This window comes from Kitasatospora albolonga (assembly GCA_002082585.1).
Classification (GTDB): Bacteria; Actinomycetota; Actinomycetes; order Streptomycetales; family Streptomycetaceae; genus Streptomyces; species Streptomyces stephensoniae.
On the sequence record CP020563.1, the window covers coordinates 2,456,365 to 2,476,087 of the forward strand.

General features: G+C 69.2%; 16 protein-coding genes. 13 read left to right on the forward strand and 3 right to left on the reverse strand.

Annotated elements, in window-relative coordinates:
- Positions 1-4: 4 nt before the first annotated feature.
- The 3 genes from B7C62_10610 (at position 5) to B7C62_10620 (ending at position 2,305) form a co-directional block, all read left to right on the forward strand.
- Complete coding sequence (locus B7C62_10610) at positions 5-1,171, forward strand: acyl-CoA dehydrogenase (GenBank protein ID ARF72675.1); 1,167 nt, start codon at positions 5-7, stop codon at positions 1,169-1,171.
- A gap of 221 nt (positions 1,172-1,392) precedes the next feature.
- A complete protein-coding gene (locus B7C62_10615; protein ARF72676.1) occupies positions 1,393-1,629 on the forward strand; it encodes a hypothetical protein in 237 nt (78 codons plus the stop codon).
- A gap of 28 nt (positions 1,630-1,657) precedes the next feature.
- The gene (locus tag B7C62_10620; protein ARF77089.1) at positions 1,658-2,305 is read left to right on the forward strand and encodes a hypothetical protein; all 648 of its coding nucleotides are present in this window, start codon (positions 1,658-1,660) and stop codon (positions 2,303-2,305) included.
- A gap of 27 nt (positions 2,306-2,332) precedes the next feature.
- Here the strand turns inward: B7C62_10620 and B7C62_10625 are convergent, their stop codons facing one another.
- Positions 2,333-2,992 carry a hypothetical protein gene (locus B7C62_10625; GenBank protein ID ARF77090.1) on the reverse strand — a complete coding sequence of 220 codons (660 nt, stop codon included), beginning with the start codon at positions 2,990-2,992 and terminating at the stop codon, positions 2,333-2,335.
- A gap of 194 nt (positions 2,993-3,186) precedes the next feature.
- On the opposite strand from B7C62_10625, the gene B7C62_10630 reads away from it, so the two are divergent.
- From B7C62_10630 to B7C62_10640, 3 genes are read left to right on the forward strand one after another with little or no spacing between them, the layout of a single operon-like run.
- A complete protein-coding gene (locus tag B7C62_10630) occupies positions 3,187-3,624 on the forward strand; it encodes a hypothetical protein (GenBank protein ID ARF72677.1) in 438 nt (145 codons plus the stop codon).
- 30 nt (positions 3,625-3,654) lie between these two features.
- Positions 3,655-5,118, forward strand: a complete 1,464-nt coding sequence (locus B7C62_10635; protein ID ARF72678.1) for a hypothetical protein — start codon at positions 3,655-3,657, stop codon at positions 5,116-5,118.
- Positions 5,118-5,639, forward strand: a complete 522-nt coding sequence (locus tag B7C62_10640) for a hypothetical protein (GenBank protein ID ARF77091.1) — start codon at positions 5,118-5,120, stop codon at positions 5,637-5,639. The genes B7C62_10635 and B7C62_10640 overlap by 1 nt, the downstream gene beginning before the upstream one ends.
- Positions 5,640-5,723: 84 nt before the next feature.
- Here the strand turns inward: B7C62_10640 and B7C62_10645 are convergent, their stop codons facing one another.
- Positions 5,724-10,079, reverse strand: a complete 4,356-nt coding sequence (locus B7C62_10645) for an alpha-mannosidase (protein ID ARF72679.1) — start codon at positions 10,077-10,079, stop codon at positions 5,724-5,726.
- A gap of 190 nt (positions 10,080-10,269) precedes the next feature.
- Positions 10,270-10,728: a transcriptional regulator gene (locus B7C62_10650; GenBank protein ID ARF72680.1), complete on the reverse strand. Its 459-nt coding sequence runs from the start codon at positions 10,726-10,728 to the stop codon at positions 10,270-10,272.
- A 183-nt stretch (positions 10,729-10,911) separates the two neighbouring features.
- On the opposite strand from B7C62_10650, the gene B7C62_10655 reads away from it, so the two are divergent.
- From B7C62_10655 to B7C62_10685, 7 genes are all read left to right on the forward strand, one after another.
- Entirely contained in the window at positions 10,912-12,375 is a 1,464-nt protein-coding gene (locus B7C62_10655; protein ARF72681.1) for an MFS transporter, read from the forward strand.
- Entirely contained in the window at positions 12,372-13,013 is a 642-nt protein-coding gene (locus B7C62_10660; GenBank protein ID ARF72682.1) for a GNAT family N-acetyltransferase, read from the forward strand. The genes B7C62_10655 and B7C62_10660 overlap by 4 nt, the downstream gene beginning before the upstream one ends.
- 373 nt (positions 13,014-13,386) lie before the next feature.
- Complete coding sequence (locus B7C62_10665) at positions 13,387-14,250, forward strand: NADPH-dependent ferric siderophore reductase (GenBank protein ARF72683.1); 864 nt, start codon at positions 13,387-13,389, stop codon at positions 14,248-14,250.
- 398 nt (positions 14,251-14,648) lie between these two features.
- Positions 14,649-16,097: a pyridoxal-dependent decarboxylase gene (locus tag B7C62_10670; protein ARF72684.1), complete on the forward strand. Its 1,449-nt coding sequence runs from the start codon at positions 14,649-14,651 to the stop codon at positions 16,095-16,097.
- Positions 16,081-17,358, forward strand: a complete 1,278-nt coding sequence (locus B7C62_10675; protein ID ARF72685.1) for an alcaligin biosynthesis protein — start codon at positions 16,081-16,083, stop codon at positions 17,356-17,358. The genes B7C62_10670 and B7C62_10675 overlap by 17 nt, the downstream gene beginning before the upstream one ends.
- Complete coding sequence (locus B7C62_10680; GenBank protein ID ARF72686.1) at positions 17,355-17,927, forward strand: GNAT family N-acetyltransferase; 573 nt, start codon at positions 17,355-17,357, stop codon at positions 17,925-17,927. Before B7C62_10675 ends, B7C62_10680 begins: the two co-directional genes overlap by 4 nt.
- On the forward strand, positions 17,924-19,702 hold the full coding sequence (locus B7C62_10685) for an IucA/IucC family protein (protein ID ARF72687.1): 1,779 nt from the start codon (positions 17,924-17,926) through the stop codon (positions 19,700-19,702). The genes B7C62_10680 and B7C62_10685 overlap by 4 nt, the downstream gene beginning before the upstream one ends.
- The last annotated feature ends 21 nt before the right edge of the window (positions 19,703-19,723 follow it).

Consider the following 19,723-nt stretch of genomic DNA (forward strand, 5'->3'; position numbering starts at 1 on the left):
CCCCATGTCCCTGGACCACCGGCTGACCGCCGAGCACGAGGAACTGCGCCGCACGGTCGAGGAGTTCGCGCACGACGTGGTCGCGCCGAAGATCGGCGACTTCTACGAGCGCCATGAATTCCCGTACGAGATCGTGCGCGAGATGGGACGGATGGGCCTGTTCGGGCTGCCGTTCCCGGAGGAGTACGGCGGCATGGGCGGCGACTACCTCGCGCTCGGGATCGCCCTGGAGGAGCTGGCCCGGGTCGACTCGTCGGTGGCGATCACCCTGGAGGCCGGGGTCTCCCTGGGCGCGATGCCGCTCCACCTGTTCGGCACGGAGGAGCAGAAGCGCCAGTGGCTGCCGAAGCTGTGCGCGGGCGAGGCGCTGGGCGCGTTCGGCCTGACCGAGCCGGACGGCGGCTCGGACGCGGGCGGCACGCGGACGACGGCGGTGCTGGACGAGGCGACGAACGAGTGGGTGATCAACGGTTCGAAGTGCTTCATCACCAACTCGGGCACGGACATTACGGAGTTGGTCACGGTCACGGCGGTGACCGGCCGCAAGGAGGACGGCCGCCCCCGGATCTCCGCGATCATCGTCCCCTCCGGCACCCCCGGCTTCACGGTCGCCGCCCCGTACTCCAAGGTCGGCTGGAACGCCTCGGACACCCGCGAACTCTCCTTCACCGACGTCCGCGTCCCCGCCGCCAACCTCCTGGGCGAGGAGGGCCGGGGCTACGCCCAGTTCCTGCGCATCCTGGACGAGGGCCGGGTCGCGATCTCCGCTCTGGCGACGGGCCTGGCGCAGGGCTGCGTGGACGAGTCGGTGAAGTACGCGGCCGAACGCCACGCCTTCGGCAAGCCGATCGGCGCCAACCAGGCGATCCAGTTCAAGATCGCCGACATGGAGATGCGCGCCCACATGTCCCGCATCGGCTGGCGCGACGCGGCCTCGCGCCTGGTGGCGGGCGAACCGTTCAAGAAGGAGGCGGCGATCGCGAAGCTGTACTCCTCGACGGTGGCGGTGGACAACGCCCGGGACGCCACGCAGATCCACGGCGGGTACGGGTTCATGAACGAGTACCCGGTGGCGCGGATGTGGCGCGACTCGAAGATCCTGGAGATCGGCGAGGGGACGAGCGAGGTCCAGCGGATGCTGATCGCGCGGGAGTTGGGGCTGCCGGGCTGAGCCTGTTGATGTGCTGACACGTCTGCCCCGGCCACCGCGGAACGTCCGTGGGGGCCGGGGCGGACACGTCAGCGGGGCATCACTCCTCCGCCTCCCCCTCCGACGGTACGAGGCCGAGGCCGGGCCAGGACAATACTGGGGCGAGTAACCCGACCGCGCTGCCGCCGGGAGCTCGGTGGGCAAGTCGACCCGTCGTGGTTTCACCGGACGAGAGAAATCCCATGCCCACGGATACGTTCGAGGTACGGCCGGTGGCCCATGTCGTCGGTGGCCACAGCAAACCGGCGGACGACTTCCAGGGTGGGGTGCGGTCCATCATCCGCCTCGACGAGGAGTACCCCCTCGAAACCCTCCAGGGGATCGAGGAGTTCTCGCACCTCGTCGTCACCTGGCACACGGAACCGAGCTGGCCCACGGAGATGCTGGGCGACTACTGGCGGGATGCCGACGCGCGGTGACGCCAGCAACGCGGAAGGCGCTCGTACGGTGATCCCCCTGTCCGCGTGGTCCGACGCCCGGCGCCTCTGGGACCACCACCTCATGCACCACACCCCCCGCCCCTGCTCGGTCATCGTCGGGCTGGGCAGCCATGACCTGGGGGTGGCCGACGCGGCGGCGGGGTTCTACCTGCGCGGGCTGGCACCCCTCATCGTGTTCACCGGCTCGACCAGCCCCACCACCCGCGCACGGATGCCGCGCGGCGAGGCCGTGCACTACCGGGAGCGGGCCGTCGAACTCGGCGTACCGCCCGCCGCCGTGCTGGTCGAGCCGCAGGCGCGCAACACCGGCGAGAACATCCGCTTCTCGCGGGCCGTCCTCGACGCGGCCGGCGTGGAGGTGGACTCCGTACTGCTGGTCAGCAAGCCGTACGAGGAGCGGCGCGCGTACGCCACGGCCCGGAAACTGTGGCCGGGGGTGGATGTCGTCAGCGCATCGAGTCCGATGACGTTCGAGGAGTACGTGGAGTCGATCGGGGACGACCGGATGGTGATCGACATGCTGGTCGGGGCCTTGCAGCGGCTGCTCGTCTACCCGGCGCAGGGCTTCATGATCGAGCAGCCCGTCCCGGACCAGGTCGCGGCGGCGTACGAGCGGCTGGTCGGGGCCGGGTTCACGAGTCGGCTGGTTCCCTAGGGAGTCGGGGAGGCAACGCCGTTACGGTCATTCCTCCGTCTTGACGGTGAACGGCCCGGTGGCGGGGGCCACACACGCGGAGGCATCCGATTCCTCGCCCGCCGCCAGGCCCGCCACGCAGAGCCGGCCGCCGCTCTCGCGCAGGTCGAGGTGGAAGCGTGTGGTCGTGCCGTCCTGCTGGAGGCCGTGGATGTGCTCGTCGATGTAGCCGAGGCTGTTCAGGGTCTTCCGGACCTTGACGGGGGTGGGGTCCGCGACCTCCTGCAGCGCCTCGACGACGCGCTGTTCATGGTGGCCGCTCGTGCACAGGTCGCGGTCGCTCAACTCCGCCGCAGGCCCGGTGAGCGGGCCCGGCTCGATCGGTTCGGCCGGGGGAGTTTCCCCGGGGGCGAGGCTCGCTGTCGCCTCGGAGCCGGTCTGCTTCCCGGCAGTGGGCCTCGGATCGACTCTGCCGGGCTCAGGGCACTTCTTCCCGAACGTGCTGAGCATCGCCGCGAATGCCGCCTGCTCGGGGCCCGGTTGGGCGGAACTCGTCAGGGAGCTGGCTCTCTTGTCCGGCTCGGCCTGCGTCCCGCCGCCTCTCGCCTCACCTCCACAGCCGGTAAGGACCAGAGCGGCGAGGGCGGCAGCCACGAGGCCGCGGCGGTAGCGGGCGAATGCACTGACGGAGATGTGTGTGTCGGCCATGAGCCGAGTCTCCGCCGACACCGCGTGCTTCCGCGTGAGTACCCATACTCACTGTCCTTGTGCGATCGCTCCCGGGGTCGGAAGGGGGCTCCGAATCGGCCATGCCTATGCGTGCTGATGTCCAGGTTCGGGGTTCCTCGTGCGCATCCTGTTCCGTAGGTTTCACAGGGGCGATCAGCTTACGGAGGGGACTCATGGCCTGGGACGAGTGGGAGCAGATCAAAGCAGAGGTGACCGATCGGCACGCTGACCAGATGCGGCTGAGCCAGCTTGCTCCGGCAGGGGAAAGCGGCGGTACTACCCCGGATCTGTGCTCCAGTCCGGCGAAGAAAGCAGCGGCGGTCAAGGCGATTGACAAGGACCTGGAGCTCGGCGTCGAGAGGGGCGGCAAGCACGCCGATGAGAGTGTGAACGCGGCGGTCAAGGAGTTCGGGGCCAGGGACGGATACGGCTGGGACACGTCGAGTGCGTTGAAGAAAGCACACGAGACGTGGGGAAAGCAGGTCAAGATGCTGCTCGGTCGGCTGGCATCGGAGAAGGAAGCCTTGAGCAGAACAGGCATCGACTTCCAGCGGAACGAGCTCGATATCGCCGCGCGGATGCGTCGGCAGTCCCGGATCGACAGCTGCTGATCACTTGACCGACCGGCCTACGGGGGACGCGTGCCGACGTACCACGAAATAATGAGTACCGACCTGTCCGATCTCACCACCGCCGCTGACCAATGGGATGCGATGGCGGGGAAATTCAAGAAGCTGGAAGACCAGTACAGGAGGGATGTTCACGGCATCGCGCTCGGCGAGTCCTGGGTGGGGCTGAGCGCCCAAGCCGCGAACAGCAGGTTCACCGTGACGCTCAAGGAGTTTCAAGGAGCTCAGGCAGAGGCGAAGGCGGTCGCCTCCATTCTGCGTAACGCGCACACTCAGCTCACCGACCTCAAGAACAGGGTCAAAGCGGTGCGTGCCGATGCCGTGAAGGACGGCATGCGGGTCTCCGGCCAAGGAGTCGTCGTTTTCGATACCGAACAGCTCAGTCAGAGTGAGCGCACCGCGTACGTGCACGACCCCGACTACCAGCAGAGCGCCCGCGCGAAGGCAGCCGAATGGACCGAGCGTCTCGACCGGGCGGTGAAGGCGGTCGCCCACGCCGACGATGGCATCCGCATCGAGCTCAACGCCGCCGTACTCGACTCCGACGTGCTGGACGGCACGTTCAACGGCTTCAACAGAAACCCCGCGGAGAGCCCTTACCCATCCCTGGAAGAGGCTGGCAAAGCCGCCGACATGCCCAAGGGCCGGGCGGAGGTCGCCGAGTGGTGGCGTGACCTCGATCCGGTCACCCGAGGCATCCTGCTGCGCGAGCGTGGTGACGAGCTACGGGGGGCGGGGATCACGGACCCTCTTTACCGGTGGAGGTCTCCCGACCTCGGTTCGGGTGCCTTTGACGTGGAGGAGCCGACTCCCCAGGACGTGAAGTTCCACGCATGGGCCCTTGGCATCGCGACAGCCGGTGATGTCATCGGCGAGACCGGCGCATCTCGCAATATGCTGCACTACCTGCAGGGAGCCGGGGAACCTCTCAACCTCGACGTGGACCGGATACTGCACGACGATTCCGGGTTCCGGTCGGGGATCGAGGAGAAGCATGTGGCCACCAATCAGGATGCCTGGAGGCGGCAGGCACTGGACGAGTTCCACAAGGCCGGAGGGGATCAGACCGTGGTCGTCCCGGTGGAGAGCAGGACCAGACACACCACCCTGCAGAGCGACGAGTGGTTCCACGCGGTCGGGTCTCACGCGCAGAACGTCTCCGGGTTCGTCACTGTCACCCCGGATGCTCACGGCGGCAGTCCCAAGGTCTCACTCGACTACCAGGTGAACGTATGGGACCGCTACAACTGGGATGAGGGTAAGTCGACAAACTTTCCGATGGGCATCACGATCGAGGACGAGGACATGGGCCGCCTCCACAAGGTCGGCTTCGCCCAGGAATTTGACATGCGCGGCAGCAGTTCCACCTACACTCACGATCTCAGTGGCCCCACACCGCCGGCCGTCACCCCGGAGGACCCGGGGCGCGAAGGCACTCGGAGCGACGTCTCCCGAGGCGACGAGGAGAACCGATGATGGCCTCACGTGCAGGCCGGACGCTCTCCGTGGTCCCGGTGGCCTGCCTCGTCGCAGGACTGGTGCTCGTCGGCTGCACTCCCGCGCCTGCGGACCGTGCCATACGCACGAGTTCGTCCCCGAGCTGGGAGAAGGGAGCCGGCGCCCCGGAGGCAGCCGCGTTCATGAAGATCCGGATTCCGCAGGGCGCCACGGAGGTGAAGGGTGCCGTACGGGTCCAGCCTCAGGAGAATGTGCACCTGCTGTCCTTCGTCACCAGTGAGCGGACCGCCGAGTCGATCACCGAGGATCTGCGCCCCGACTACCCTCTGGCTGTCGAGGGTCCGTCGTCCTCGTCCCTGAGCGGAGACGGATTCGAGCACCTCGGCCTCACTCCACCACAAGCACTCGAGCGCGTGCGGACGACAAGTGCATGTCCGCCGTGCGTCGGGGACTCCAGACGACGCCACATCCAGGGCATCGAGATCCATATCAGCGAGGTCGCGAAGGATCGGGTACGGGTCTACCTGGCCGCGTACTGACGTGCCCGGCCGGATTCCGTAGGAGCGGGGAAAGGGTGTGGCTGTCTGCCACCGGACAGCCACACCCCCAAGCCCGCAGGCGCCCTACCGCAGCGCCGCGCCCGGCACCGTCACCCCGTCCTCCGTCACGTACTTCACGCCGTCGTCGCTCTTCGTGATCGTGAACGCGTCCAGGGTCTCCCCCACCTCCTTGTCCGTCGTCGACCGGTCGTCCCACTTGGCGCCGATGACCGCCTCGTAGCGGATCGTGTCCTTGGAGACCGTGATGCCCTGGAACGTCGACGTGTGGGCGGCACGGGCCACTTGGGTCGCCCCGTTGCGGGTCCAGACGTTGTCGTCGGCCGGGGAGAGTTCGTAATACTTCGGGCCGGACATCGCCACCGCGTAGACGGGGCCCGTCGTCACTCCCGGGGTGTCCGTCGCGTCCGCGTTCACGTAGCCCCGGGCGTAGACGTGGTCGTGGCCCATCAGGACCAGGTCGATGTCGTTGCGCTGGAAGACCGGCAGCCACGCGTCACGGATGGGCTTCTCGTCGCGGCCGACCGCCGCGGAGAAGACCGGCTGGTGGAAGGTGGCCACCGACCACTTGTGGGGGTTGTTCGCCAGGATGTGGTCCAGCCAGCGGGCCTGGAGGTCCAGCCAGAGTTTCTGCGGGTCCGGGCAGCCGGTCGAGCAGGGTGGCAGGTCGGGCGGGGTCATCAGCTCGCGGGCGTCGTGCGTGCTGGCGTTCAGCGTGATGAAGCGGACGCCCTGGTAGTCCGTGTAGTAGGCCGTCTCCGCCAGGGACTTCGCCATGTGGGTCTCGTAGGCTGCCCGTTGGCGTTCGGCTGCGGTCTCGTCCCTTGCCGGTACGGCGGTGGGGCCGTTGACCGGGTACGCGAACGTCGACTTCCACGTCTTCAGGAACAGGTCCGCGTTGTACTCGTGGTTCCCGGGCGCCGCGATCACGTTCGTCGTCCGGCTGCGGCCGTTCATCGCGCCGAACCACTCGTCCCACTGGCCCGCGTTGCCGCCCGAGTCCACCAGGTCGCCCGCGTTGACGCTGCCGATCGCCTTCGGGAAGCGCTTGTACGCCTGGTCGACGACCGGGGCCCACTTCGCCTTCAGGTCGTTCTGGGCGTCGCCGAAGTAGAGGAAGGTGAACTCGTCGCCCGGCCTGCCCGCGGAGGTGAACACGTACGTCTCACTCAGTTTGCTCCCCGTCCCCACCCGGTACTCGTACTTCGTCCCCGGCTCCAAGTTCTCCAGCACCGCCGAGTGCGTACGCGTCGGGACTCCGCCGCTCAGGAGCTCCTCGTTCGTCACCGCCTTGGCCTTGCGCCAGGCGGAGTTGGAGCCCGGCTCGCGGTACTGTGCCTCGCCCTGCGTCGTGCCGCTGCCCGTCCGCCACGTCACCGCCTGGGAGGTGGCGGGCGTGGCCGTCGGGGTGAGGACGATGCGCTCCGGGGCCACGCCCGGCGCCTCCAGGTCCGGGTTCGTCGTCAACGCCACGTCGAAGATGTGCATGATGCCCCGGTCCGTGCCCTGGGGCAGGACCACCGAGCGCACCCGCTTCTTCGCGTCCAGCGCCTGCGGGACCGTGCCGAAGACCACCGTACGGGCCGTGTCCGACGTGCCGTTGACCTTGTTGCGGCCCTCGGTGACCACCAACGGGACGTTGCCGTAGAGGTAGTTGGTGCCGGGCGTCCAGTCCGTGAACTGCACCGCCACGTTCTGCGTCGAGCCGTCCTCGTACTCCACACTCGCCATGCCCTGCGACGGGCCGTTCGTCGCCAGGCCGAGGAAGGAGATGCCCGTCGCCTTCACGCCCTTGCCGTTCCTGCCCGTCACATCCACTCGCTGGCCGTACGGAATCCAGTTGTCCGGCTCGCCCGCCTTCGCCTTCGGCCAGGTGAACGTGACCCCTGTGTCGCCCAGCGGCAGCTTCGCGCCGGGGGCCGCGCCCGCCGCCGCCAGCTTCTCGCGGGAGAGGGAGTTGTCGCTGAGGTCGAGCGAGCCCAACTTGCCCTGGCCGTCGGGGGTCGAGCCGATGTTGTTACGGGCGGCCGAGCCCTCCGTGTACGAGGGCGGGATGTCTCCCGGACCTGTGCCCCACGTCCCGGGGGCCTCCCCCATCGTGTACGTCAGGACGCCGCCCGCCCTCGCGAAGTCCTCGTTCAGCCAGGAGCTGGACGTGGAGCGGCCGTTGACCTTCAGACCCGTCACATACGGCCGGTCCGACGCCGCGCCCTCCGCCTTGATCGTGATCCGGCGGTCGCTCTCCGCGCTGTCGATCACGATCCGGTCGAACATCGGCGAGCTGAGCACCAGGTTCGCCGTGCCGTACACCATCGGGTTCATCCCCAGGTTCGCCCACACGTACCAGGCGCTCAGCGAGCCCAGGTCGTCGTTGCCCGGCAGGCCCGACGGCGTCGTGTCGTACATCTCGTCCGTCGCCCGGCGCAGCACCTCCGACGTACGGTCGGGACGGCCCAGCCAGTTGTAGACGTACGGCGTCGAGAAGCTCGGCTGGTTGGAGAGGTAGGCGCCCGTGGTGTTGTGGACGCCCGCGTCCAGCGACTTCGTGTGCTCGTCGAGGTCGCGGGTCACCGGCTCGATGCCGCCCCGCCTTTCGATCAGGGTGCCCATGTTCTGCGGGACCATCCAGCCGTACTGGTAGCCCGTCGCCTGCTCGAACTGGTTGCCGCGCTCACCGAGGTTGAAGGAGCGGTCGAAGCCGTTGCGGCCGCGCGGGCGGATGCGCTGCGTCTCGGGGTCGAGCAGGTTCTGCCAGTTCTGCGCCCGCGTCATGAACCGGTCGTGGGTCGTCTTCTCGCCCAGGCGGCGCGCCAGTTGGGCGATCGCGAAGTCGTTGATGGCGTACTCGAGGGTCTTGGACGTGGCCGAGTCGCCCTTGCCGTTGTCGATGAACCCGGCGCTGAAGTACTGCTGCGCGTGCGCCCGCTTCGTCGTGTCGGCGGGCAGCCGCTGTGTCTTCCGCATCGAGGCGAGCGCCGCCTTGCGGTCGTAGTCCACGCTGCCGAACGCGTCGATCGACGACAGCACCACCTGGAGCGAGTCACCGCTCATCTTCTGCTGCGACTGGTTCAGGTGCGGCCAGTTGGGCCAGGCGCCCGTCTGCTTCACCAGGTCCACCAGCGACTGGTTGATGTCGTCGCCGATCTTCGGGAAGAGCAGCGCGATGAGCTGGGCCTGGCCCCGGTACATGTCCCAGCCCGCGTATGTCACGTAGTGGTGCCGACCCGGCGCCACCGTGCGGACCTTCCCGTCGTGGCCCGGGTACTGGCCGTTCACGTCGTCCGCGATGTTCGGGTGGAGGAGAGCGTGGTAGAGCGCCGTATAGAACTTCACCCGCTCCGACTTGGTGCCTCCGGTGGCCTTCACCGTCGACAGGGCGTCCTTCCAGGTCCGCGCGGTCGCCTTCCGTACCTGGTCGAAGGTGCGGCCGCCGGTCTCCTCCTCCGCGTTGCGGGCCGCGTTCGCCACGCTCACGTAGCTCAGCCCGGTCCGCGCGGTGACCGTCGCACCCTTCGGGAAGACGAGGTACGCCCCCGAGCCGTGCTTGACCGCGCCGCCGCGCGCGCTCGCCGCGCCCGGGGTGACCGCGCCGCCCTGCCAGGTGCCGTACGAGGTGAACGCGCGGTCGAAGGTGGAGGAGAAGTAGGCGCGGTACCGGCCGCCCTCGTCGCACACCGACGCCGTCTCGACCCAGCCGCTGACCGTGCGGCCCTCGACCTTCACCTCGCTGTCGAAGACCCGGTTGTTGGACCCGGCGACATCCAGGATCAGCGTAGAGGAGTCCTTGCGCGCCGGAAACTCGTACCGGTTCACGGCAGTTCGGGTGGTCGCCGTCAGCTCCGCCTCGACGCCGTTGCCGAGGCCGACCGTGTAGTGGCCGGGAGCGGCCGTCTCGTCACGGTGGTCGAAGTCCAGGTAGTACGGATCGATCTTCGTGCCGGGGCTCGTCGGCAGCGCGCCCCCGTCGAGCGGGCCGGTGTACGGCAGCACCGGGAAGTCGAAGGCGCTGAACCGGCCCTCGCAGCCGGTGCCGGAGAGCCGGGTCATCCCGAAGCCGCGGATCTTGTCGGCGCTGTACTCGTACCCGCCCTTCTGGTCGCCGTCCGAGGAGCGGTACGTCGTCGGGCTCGACTGGACCATGCCGAACGGGGTCGTGGCGCCCGGCCAGGTATTGCCGTACGCGCTGTTGCCCTTGTTCTGCGTCGGGTCCAACTCGGTGCCGATGAACGGGTCGACGGCGTCGTACGCGCTGATGGCGGAAGCGCGCGGGGTGACATCCGAGGCGGTGGCGGTCGCCGTGGCCATGGCCGGTGTCAGGGCGGCGACAAGCGCGCCGGACGTCAGCGCGGCCACGGCCATGGCGCGCAGCCGGGCCCGTCCCGGCCGGGGCGCCGGGCGTTCGGCGGCGGTGGGTTCCCGCATGAGCGGTCCTCTCGGGGCAGACGGAAGCGTGGAGCCCCGGACCGGGGAAGTGGGCGAGGGAGGCAAGGAGGTAGATGAATGACAACGTTGTCCAAACCCCGTCCGGGCGCAGGCACCACAGTGCTCGGCACAGTTTCCCCGGAGAGGGCCGCCAGGGGAAGACCTGGCCAACAGTCGCACCCCGGAGACGTCACACGGACGTGGTAGCGGCGGACTCCTCCGCGGCCCGGCGGCTGTCGTACTCCGCGCGCGCCCTGGCGATCTCCGCCTGGTGCCCCTCGGTCCAGTCGACCAGGGACCGGATCGTCGTGTGCAGGGTCGCCCCCATCGGCGTGAGCTCGTACTCCACGCGCGGCGGGACCATCGGGTAGACCGTACGCCGCACCAGGCCGTCGCGTTCGAGCTGACGCAGCGTCACCGTCAGCATGCGCTGGCTGATGCCGTCGATCAGGCGGCGCAGTTCGGAGAAGCGCAGGGTCCGGCGCTCCAGGTGCGCTATGGCAAGCAGCGACCACTTGTCCGCGACGCGGTCGAGGATCTGCCGGACCTCGCAGCCCTCGCGGACATCCCAGTTGCTGACGTCGAAGTCCTCCCGCCCAACTCCGGTATCGCAGCGGTGACTCGGTGACTTCAAAGTGCCTTCTTCCATGGTCCACCAGCGTGCCGCATGCTTCGAGTGGTTACAAGAGGGAACCGACCGGCTCCTGAGTAACTTTCCATCACATCCGTGACCAAGAACCGCTGTTGCGGCAGTTTGCGCTGCCTGCTTCCCCGTCCAAGGAGAAATTCCGTGTCCCCATCACCAGCCCTTTCGAGCAGCGGTACCGCCCGTATGACCGGGCGCGCCTGGGGCGTGCTGTTCGTGCTCTGCGGCGCGATCTTCCTCGAAGGCATCGACGTGGCCATGCTGAACGTCGCCATGCCCGCGATCCGCGCCGACCTGGGGCTCTCCACCGGCACCCTCCAGTGGGTGATGAGCGCGTACGTCCTCGGCTACGGCGGCTTCATGCTGCTGGGCGGACGGGCGGCCGACCTGTTCGGGCGCCGGCGGATGTTCATCGGCTGGCTCGTGGTCTTCCTGCTCTTCTCCGGTCTCGGCGGGCTCGCCACCGAAGGGTGGATGCTGATCCTCGCCCGGTTCGTGACGGGGGTCGCCGCCGCCTTCATGACCCCGGCGGGCCTGTCGATCATCACCACCGGCTTCCCGGAGGGGCCGCAGCGCAACAAGGCCCTGCTCGTCTACTCCGGCACCGCGGCGGGCGGGTTCTCCATCGGCCTGGTCGTCGGCGGTCTGCTCGCCGCCATCGACTGGCGCTGGGTGTTCTTCGCCCCGGTCATCCTCTCCTTCCTCATCCTCCTCGCCGCGCTGCGGCTCGTCCCCGGGTCACCGCGCCCGGACCGCAGCGGGCGGAGCGTCGACCTGGCCGGAGCGCTCACCGTCACCGGGGGCATCCTGCTTCTCGTCTTCGGTGTCGAGCGGGCCACGCACGCCTCGGCCGCCTGGACGACCGGCACGATCGGTACCGCGCTCGTCCTCTTCCTGGCGTTCGTCCTCATCGAGCACCGCTCGCCCTCGCCCCTGGTGCGCCTGGGCATCTTCCGTAACGGGTCGCTGGTCCGCGCCAATGTGTCGGGGCTCCTCTTCGCCGCGGGGTTCTTCGGCTTCCAGTTCATCGCCGTGCTCTACCTCCAGGAGCTGCGGGGCTGGTCGTCCCTCCAGACGAGCTTCGCCCTGATCGTCATCGGTGTGGACGCGGTCCTCTCCCCGCTGCTCACCCCGAAGCTGGTGGCCCGGTTCGGCAACGCGCGCATCATCTTCGGCGGGCTGCTCCTCGCCTCCCTCGCGTACGCGCTGTTCCTGCCGCTCGGCGCGGACTGGACGTACCTCGCGATGCTCCCGAGCCTGGTGCTGCTCGGTGTGGCGTTCTCGCTGGTGTACGGTCCGCTGACGATCACGGCCACCGACGGTATCGCCGAGGAGGAGCAGGGCGTCGCGGGCGGGCTGCTCTACACCTCCTTCCAGTTCGGCGCCGCGCTCGGCCTGTCCTCGATCGCGGCCGTCAACATCGCGGCTACCGAAGGAACTTCACCGGCCGCCCTGCTCGACGGCTACCGGGCGGCGCTCGTCGTCCCGCTGGCCGCCGCCCTGCTCGCCACCGCCGTCAGCGCCTTCGGGCTGCGGCGCCGGTCCGGAAGCGGCCGGTCCGGAGACCTGCCCGAGGGGCCGTACGGCGGGGGCGCCGCCCCGAATCCCGTTCGACAGGCCGACCTCCCGCCCGGCAAAGTCTCTGTATGAGCCACCGCTACTGGCCCCTCCGCGGGCTCCGGATCTGTACGCCCCGCCTCGAACTGCGCCTGCCCGAAGGGGAGCTGCTCGACGAGCTGGCGGCGGTCGCCGCCGACGGGGTGCACGCCCCGGACCGGATGCCGTTCACCGTGCCGTGGACCGACGGCGAGCCCGACGAGGTCGGCCGGGCCACCTACCAGCACGTGCTGGGCACCATCGCCGGGTGGACGGCCCAGGAGTGGCACCTCTCCCTGGCCGTCCTCCACGAGGGGAAGGTCGTGGGGCGGCAGGACGTGATCGGCCGGGAGTTCGGCGTACGGCGGGAAGTGCTGACCGGGTCGTGGCTCGGCCTCCCCCATCAGGGGCAGGGCATCGGTACGGAGATGCGGGCCGCCGTCCTCCATCTGGCCTTCGAGGGGCTCGGCGCCCGGTACGCCGTCTCCGAGGCCACGACGGACAACGCCGGTTCGCTCGGCGTCTCGCGGCGGCTCGGGTACGAGCCCGACGGCCTCCAGATCCAGGTGATCCGCGGGGCGGCCACCACCATGCAGCGGCTGCGGCTGGACCGGGCCGGGTGGGAGAAGCACCGGAGCACCGACGTCACCGTGGCGGGACTCGACGCCTGCCGGGCCGACTTCGGGGTGTAGCCCTCGGAGGCCCCCGGCCCCGGACACACATGACCCCGGGGGCGGGGCCCGGGGCAGCCGCCCGTGCAGCCGGAACCCGGCGCAGCCGCGTATGGCGTCGGGAGCCCAGCGCAGAGGCGCGTGAAGCCGAGCGTCAGGGCCCGGCAAACGCGCAGGAAGCCGACGCCCGGCGCACCCGCGCACAGCGCAGGAAGCCGGTGCCGTGAGGGTCGGGCATCCGCCCCCGTCGCGCTGTCAGGGCCGACACCGCTGATCCCGGCCCCCACGACACCGTGACCGCCTAGCAAGGTTAGGCTAACCTTCCTTCGGACTGCCCTCGCCGGAGCCGGGCCCGTCCGCCCGCTGCTCCTGGCCTGTTCCGGAGGAGCCCTCGTTGACGACGACTGCCGCTGTCCCCCATGTCGCCCCGTTCCGCTTCTTCGACCTGACCGTCCTGCGGGTCAGGCGGCTCGGCCCCTCCATGCTCCGGATCACCCTGGGCGGGCCGGGGGCCGCCGGGTTCAGCGGCGGGGGGCGCGACCAGAGCCTGTCCATCTTCCTGCCGCACCCCGGGCAGAGCGAGGCCGTGGTGCCGGAGGGCGAGGACGGGGCCTGGTACCCGAAGTGGCGGGCGCTGCCCGAGGACGTACGGGCGGTGATGCGCTCGTACACCGTACGGGCCCAGCGCACATCGGCCGACGGCTCCACCGAGGTGGACATCGACTTCGCGCTCCACGGCGACGGCGGCCCCGCCTCCCGCTGGGCGCTCACGGCCGCGTCGGGCGACCGGCTCAAGGTGCTGGGGCCCGCCGTCCGGGACAACACCTCCGTGCGCTTCCGGCCGCCGAAGGACACCGACTGGGTGCTGATCTGGGCCGACGAGACGGCCCTGCCCGCCGCCTCCGCCGCGCTGGAGTGGCTGCCGGCGGGGATGCCGGCCCAGGTCTGGCTGGAGGTGCCGAAGACGGAGGACCGGCAGGCGCTCAACACCGCCGCCAAGGCCCGTATCCGCTGGCTCGTCCGGAGCGAGGGGGCCCTGCCCGCCGTGGACGCCGTACGCGCCGCCGAACTGCCGGAGGGCACCCCGTACGTCTGGATCGCGGGCGAGTCGTCCGAGGTGCGGGCGCTCCGCCGCCACCTGGTCCAGGAGCGCGGCTTCGACCGCAAGCGGGTGACCTTCGTCGGGTACTGGCGGCGCGGGCTCAGCGAGGAGCAGCTGCGGGCGGAGACGATCGCGCGGGGCGGGGCCCTGGACTAGGGCATGTCCGGCCCTGATCCGCCGGACACGCCCCAGGCCGTGTCGGCCCAGGGAGCCCGGCGAAGCCTCCCGCGCGCGGGGCAAGGCACTGGACCAGGAGGACCGGGCCAGCCCCGGCGGACCCGAGGCTCTGGGCCAGGAGGCCCGGCGGAGCCCCCGGCGGACCGGGCCCCCGGAGCAGCCACCCGACCCTCGCCCGAGGTGGCCCCAAAGCCCCCATAAAGGCACCCCCAGAAGGCCACCAAAGCGGACAAGCCCCGCACTCACCAAGGGGCAAGGGCAACGCGTGATCGAGTTAGGTTAGGCTAACCTCACTTCGACATCGCGTTCCTCGTCCCCCCTTTCTTCCCTGCCCGGAGGGACGCGATGAAGTTCCCCTCACCCGGGAGGACCCCTTCATGCGTTCGCACCTGCTCAACAACACGACTGCGGAGCACTACCGTCGCACCGTCACCGCAGGAGTGGAACGGGTCGCGGCCAAACTCGCCGCCACCGAGCGCCCCTTCAGCGGGGTCGGTGTCGACGAGCTCTCCCCCGTCGTCGACGCGATCGACCTCGACCGGCCGCTGGGCGATGCCACCGCCGCCCTCGACGAGCTCGGCGAGGTCTACCTCCGTGACGCCGTCTACTTCCACCACCCCCGTTACCTGGGCCACCTCAACTGCCCCGTCGTCATCCCCGCCGTGCTCGGCGAGGCCGTGCTCTCCGCGGTCAACTCCTCCCTGGACACCTGGGACCAGAGCGCGGGCGGCACCCTCATCGAGCGGCGGCTGATCGACTGGACGAACGAGCGCACCGGCCTCGGACCGGCCGCCGACGGGATCTTCACCAGCGGTGGTTCGCAGTCCAACCTCCAGGCCCTGCTGCTGGCCCGGGAGGAGGCGAAGGTCCGGCCCGAGCACCACACCCGGCTGCGGATCTTCACCTCCGAATGCAGCCACTTCAGCGTGCAGAAGTCCGCCAAACTGCTGGGCCTCGGGCCGGACGCGGTGGTCACCGTCCCCGTCGACAGCAACAAGCGCATGCAGACCCTGGCCCTCGCCCGCGCCCTGGAACAGTGCGTCGCCGAAGGCGCCGTGCCGATGGCCGTCGTCGCGACCGCCGGCACCACGGACTTCGGCTCCATCGACCCGCTGCCCGAGATCGCCGCCCTGTGCGAGCGGTTCGCCACCTGGATGCATGTGGACGCGGCGTACGGCTGCGGGCTGCTGGCCTCCCCTGAGCGGCGCGGGATGCTCGAAGGCATCGAGCACGCCGACTCGGTGACCGTCGACTACCACAAGTCCTTCTTCCAGCCCGTGAGTTCCTCGGCCCTGCTGGTCCGCGACCGGGCCACCCTGCGCCACGCCACGTACCACGCGGAGTATCTGAACCCGCGCCGGATGGCCGAGGAGCGGATACCCAACCAGGTCGACAAGTCCCTCCAGACGACCCGCCGGTTCGACGCGCTCAAGCTGTGGATGACGCTGCGCGTCATGGGCGCCGACGGCATCGGCGAGCTGTTCGACGAGGTCTGCGACCTGGCCGCCGAGGGGTGGAAGCTGCTCGCCGCCGACCCGCGCTTCGACGTGGTGGTGCAGCCGCAGCTCTCCACGCTCGTCTTCCGGTACATCCCGTCCGGGATCACGTCCCCGGACGGGATCGACCGCGCCAACCTCTACGCCCGCAAGGCCCTGTTCGCCTCCGGTGAGGCGATCGTCGCGGGCACGAAGGTCGGCGACCGCCAGTACCTGAAGTTCACCCTCCTCAACCCCGAAACGACCGTGGACGACATGGCCGCGGTCCTCGACCTAATCTCCGGCCACGCCGAGAAGTACCTGGGAGACTCCCTTGACCGCGCTTCCTGACCCCCACGACTTCATCGGGATCGGGCTCGGCCCGTTCAATCTCGGGCTGGCCTGCCTGACCGAGCCGATCGACGAACTCAACGGTGTCTTCCTGGAGTCCAAGCCGGACTTCGAGTGGCACTCCGGGATGTTCCTCGAAGGGGCCCATCTCCAGACGCCGTTCATGTCGGACCTGGTCACGATGGCCGACCCGACCTCGCCGTACTCGTTCCTCAACTACCTCAAAGAGCGCGGCAGGCTCTACTCGTTCTACATCCGGGAGAACTTCTACCCGCTGCGGACCGAGTACAACGACTACTGCCGCTGGGCCGCCGCCAAACTGAGCAGCATCCGGTTCAACGAGACCGTCGAGGCGGTGACGTACGACGAGGCTGACGAGCTCTACACCGTGACCACCGCCGCCGGTACCGTCCTGCGCTCCCGCCACCTCGTGCTCGGCACCGGGACCCCGCCGTACGTCCCCGAGGCGTGTCAGGGTCTCGGCGGGGACTTCCTGCACAACTCCCGTTATCTGGAGGGGAAAGCCGAGCTCCAGAAGAAGAAGTCGATCACCCTGGTCGGCAGCGGGCAGAGCGCGGCGGAGATCTACTACGACCTGCTCTCCGAGATCGACACCTACGGCTACCGGCTCAACTGGGTGACGCGTTCGCCGCGCTTCTTCCCGCTGGAGTACACGAAGCTCACGCTGGAGATGACCTCTCCGGAGTACATCGACTACTTCCACGCACTGCCCGAGGAGACCCGCTACCGGCTGGAGACCGGGCAGAAGGGGCTGTTCAAGGGCATCGACGGGGAGCTGATCGACGCGATCTTCGACCTGCTCTACCAGAAGAACCTGCCCGGCCCCGTGCCGACCCGGCTGCTCACCAACTCCGCCCTCGTCAGCGCGCGTTACGACGAGGAGGGCGGCGCGTACAACCTGGAGCTGCGCCAGGAGGAGCAGGGCAAGGAGTACGAGCTCGCCACCGAGGGGCTCATCCTCGCCACCGGCTACCGCTACGAGGCGCCCGCCTTCCTGGACCCGGTCCAGGGCCGGCTGCGCCACGACAGCAGGGGCCGCTTCGACGTGGCCCGCAACTACAGCATCGACACCACCGGGCGCGGGATCTTCCTCCAGAACGCCGGGGTGCACACCCACTCGATCACCTCGCCCGACCTGGGCATGGGTGCCTACCGCAACGCGTACATCATCGGCGAACTGCTCGGCCGTGAGTACTACCCGGTCGAGAAGTCCATCGCCTTCCAGGAGTTCGCGATATGAACCACCCCCACAGCAACGAAAACCCGGGAAAAATCGGTGACTTCACCGTCCGCCCGCTCGATCCCACCTCCGACGCCGAGCTGGTGCACGGCTGGGTGACCCACCCCAAAGCCGCCTTCTGGCTGATGGGCGGGGCGAAACTCCAGGACGTGGAGCGGGAGTACATGGCGATCGCCGCCCACCCGCACCACGAGGCGTTCATCGGTCTGCACGACGGTGAGCCCGCGTTCCTGATCGAGCGGTACGACCCCACCGAGGTGGAGCTGAAGGGGCTGTACGAGGCGGAGCCCGGCGATGTCGGGATGCACTTCCTGGTCGCGCCGTCCGGCACCCCGATCCACGGCTTCACCCGGGCCGTGATCACCGCCGTGATGCGCTTCCTCTTCGCCGATCCGTCGGTGCGCCGGGTCGTCGTCGAGCCCGATGTGACCAACAGCGCCGTACAGGCCCTCAACAAGGCCGTCGGCTTCGAGGTGGTGCGGGAGATCACCAAACCGGAGAAGACCGCGCTGCTCAGCGCCTGCACCCGCGAGCAGTTCGAAGCAGCAACCGGAGGAACCGACCGATGACGACCGCCCTCACCGACAGCGTCGCCCACCTCTCCCCGGGCCGCTGGGCCACCGCAAACCGACTGCTGGTGCGCAAAGCACTGGCGGAATTCAGCCACGAGCGACTTCTGGCCCCTGTGCCGCTCGGCGAGGACCGCTACACCCTCCGTAGTGACGACGCGGGGACGGAGTACCGTTTCACCGCACGCCTCTTCGCCCTGGACCACTGGCAGATCGAGGCCAAATCAATCACCCGGCACCGGCACGGGTCCGAAGTCCCGCTGGACGCGCTGGAGTTCTTCATCGAGCTGCGGACCGCGCTCGGGCTGAGCGAGGACATCCTGCCGGTCTACCTGGAGGAGGTCTCCTCCACCCTGGCCGGAACCGCCTACAAACTCACCAAGGAACCGGCCACCTCCGGCCAGCTCGTCGCCGCCGGTTTCCAGGCCATCGAGACCGGGATGACCGAGGGCCACCCCTGTTTCGTGGCCAACAACGGCCGGCTCGGTTTCGGGGTCGACGAGTACCGTGCGTACGCCCCCGAGACCGCCTCCCCGATCCGGCTGGTGTGGCTGGCCGCCCGCCGTGACCGGGCGACCTTCACGGCAGGCGTGGGACTGGACTACGACACGCTGGTCGAGGGCGAGTTGAGCGAGGAGACCCGGGAGCGGTTCGCCGCCGCCCTGCGCTCCCTGGGCCTGGACCCCGACGCGTACTTCCTCCTGCCCGTACACCCCTGGCAGTGGTGGAACAAACTCGCCGTCACCTTCGCCGGGGAGCTCGCCGAACGCCACCTCGTGGTGCTCGGCGAGGGCGAGGACGCCTACCTGGCCCAGCAGTCGATCCGTACGTTCTTCAACACCGACCACCCCGAGAAGCACTACGTCAAAACGGCCCTGTCCGTTCTGAACATGGGCTTCATGCGCGGCCTCTCCGCCGCCTACATGGAGGCCACGCCCGCCATCAACGACTGGCTGGCCGGGCTCATCGAGCGGGACAGCCTGCTGAGCGGGGCCCGGTTCTCGATCATCCGGGAGCGGGCCGCGATCGGCTACCACCACCGGGCGTACGAGGCGGCCACCGTCAAGGGTTCCCCGTACCGGAAGATGCTGGCCGCGCTCTGGCGCGAGAGCCCCGTCGCGGGTCTGGCGCCGGGCGAGCGGGTCGCGACCATGGCCTCCCTGCTCCACACCGACCACGAGGGCCGCTCGGTGGCCTCGGCGCTGATCGAGGAGTCGGGGCTCGACCCGCAGGTGTGGCTGCGGCACTACCTGGACGCCTATCTGGTGCCGGTGCTGCACAGCTTCTACGCCTACGACCTGGTCTACATGCCGCACGGCGAGAACGTGATCCTGGTCGTGGAGGACGGGGTCGTCACCCGCACGATCTTCAAGGACATCGCCGAGGAGATCGCGGTCATGGACCCGGACGCGGTGCTGCCGCCGAAGGTCGACCGCATCCGGGCCGATGTCCCCGACGACATGAAGCTGCTGTCGGTCTTCACCGATGTCTTCGACTGCTTCTTCCGCTTCCTGGGCGCGGGCCTGGCCACCGAAGGGGTCCTGGACGAGGACACCTTCTGGCGGACGGTCGCCGCCTGTGTGCGCGACTACCAGGAGTCGGTGCCCTACCTCGCGGAGAAGTTCCAGCAGTACGACCTGTTCGAGCCGGAGTTCGCGCTCTCCTGCCTCAACCGCCTCCAGCTGCGCGACAACCAGCAGATGGTCGACCTCAACGACCCTGCCGGAGCGCTCCAGTTGGTGGGCCGTCTGAAGAACCCGATCGCGAAGTTCTGAGCGGTCCCGATGAGCCGGTGA

Excerpts from the sequence above, each read along its gene's own strand:
- B7C62_10610 (ARF72675.1), top strand. The coding sequence starts at position 5 with ATGTCCCTGGACCACCGGCTGACCGCCGAGCACGAGGAACTGCGCCGC.
- B7C62_10615 (ARF72676.1), top strand. The coding sequence starts at position 1,393 with ATGCCCACGGATACGTTCGAGGTACGGCCGGTGGCCCATGTCGTCGGT.
- B7C62_10625 (ARF77090.1), bottom strand. The coding sequence starts at position 2,992 with ATGGCCGACACACACATCTCCGTCAGTGCATTCGCCCGCTACCGCCGC.
- B7C62_10630 (ARF72677.1), top strand. The coding sequence starts at position 3,187 with ATGGCCTGGGACGAGTGGGAGCAGATCAAAGCAGAGGTGACCGATCGG.
- B7C62_10640 (ARF77091.1), top strand. The coding sequence starts at position 5,118 with ATGGCCTCACGTGCAGGCCGGACGCTCTCCGTGGTCCCGGTGGCCTGC.
- B7C62_10645 (ARF72679.1), bottom strand. The coding sequence starts at position 10,079 with ATGCGGGAACCCACCGCCGCCGAACGCCCGGCGCCCCGGCCGGGACGG.
- B7C62_10650 (ARF72680.1), bottom strand. The coding sequence starts at position 10,728 with ATGGAAGAAGGCACTTTGAAGTCACCGAGTCACCGCTGCGATACCGGA.
- B7C62_10655 (ARF72681.1), top strand. The coding sequence starts at position 10,912 with ATGACCGGGCGCGCCTGGGGCGTGCTGTTCGTGCTCTGCGGCGCGATC.
- B7C62_10660 (ARF72682.1), top strand. The coding sequence starts at position 12,372 with ATGAGCCACCGCTACTGGCCCCTCCGCGGGCTCCGGATCTGTACGCCC.
- B7C62_10670 (ARF72684.1), top strand. The coding sequence starts at position 14,649 with ATGCGTTCGCACCTGCTCAACAACACGACTGCGGAGCACTACCGTCGC.
- B7C62_10680 (ARF72686.1), top strand. The coding sequence starts at position 17,355 with ATGAACCACCCCCACAGCAACGAAAACCCGGGAAAAATCGGTGACTTC.
- B7C62_10685 (ARF72687.1), top strand. The coding sequence starts at position 17,924 with ATGACGACCGCCCTCACCGACAGCGTCGCCCACCTCTCCCCGGGCCGC.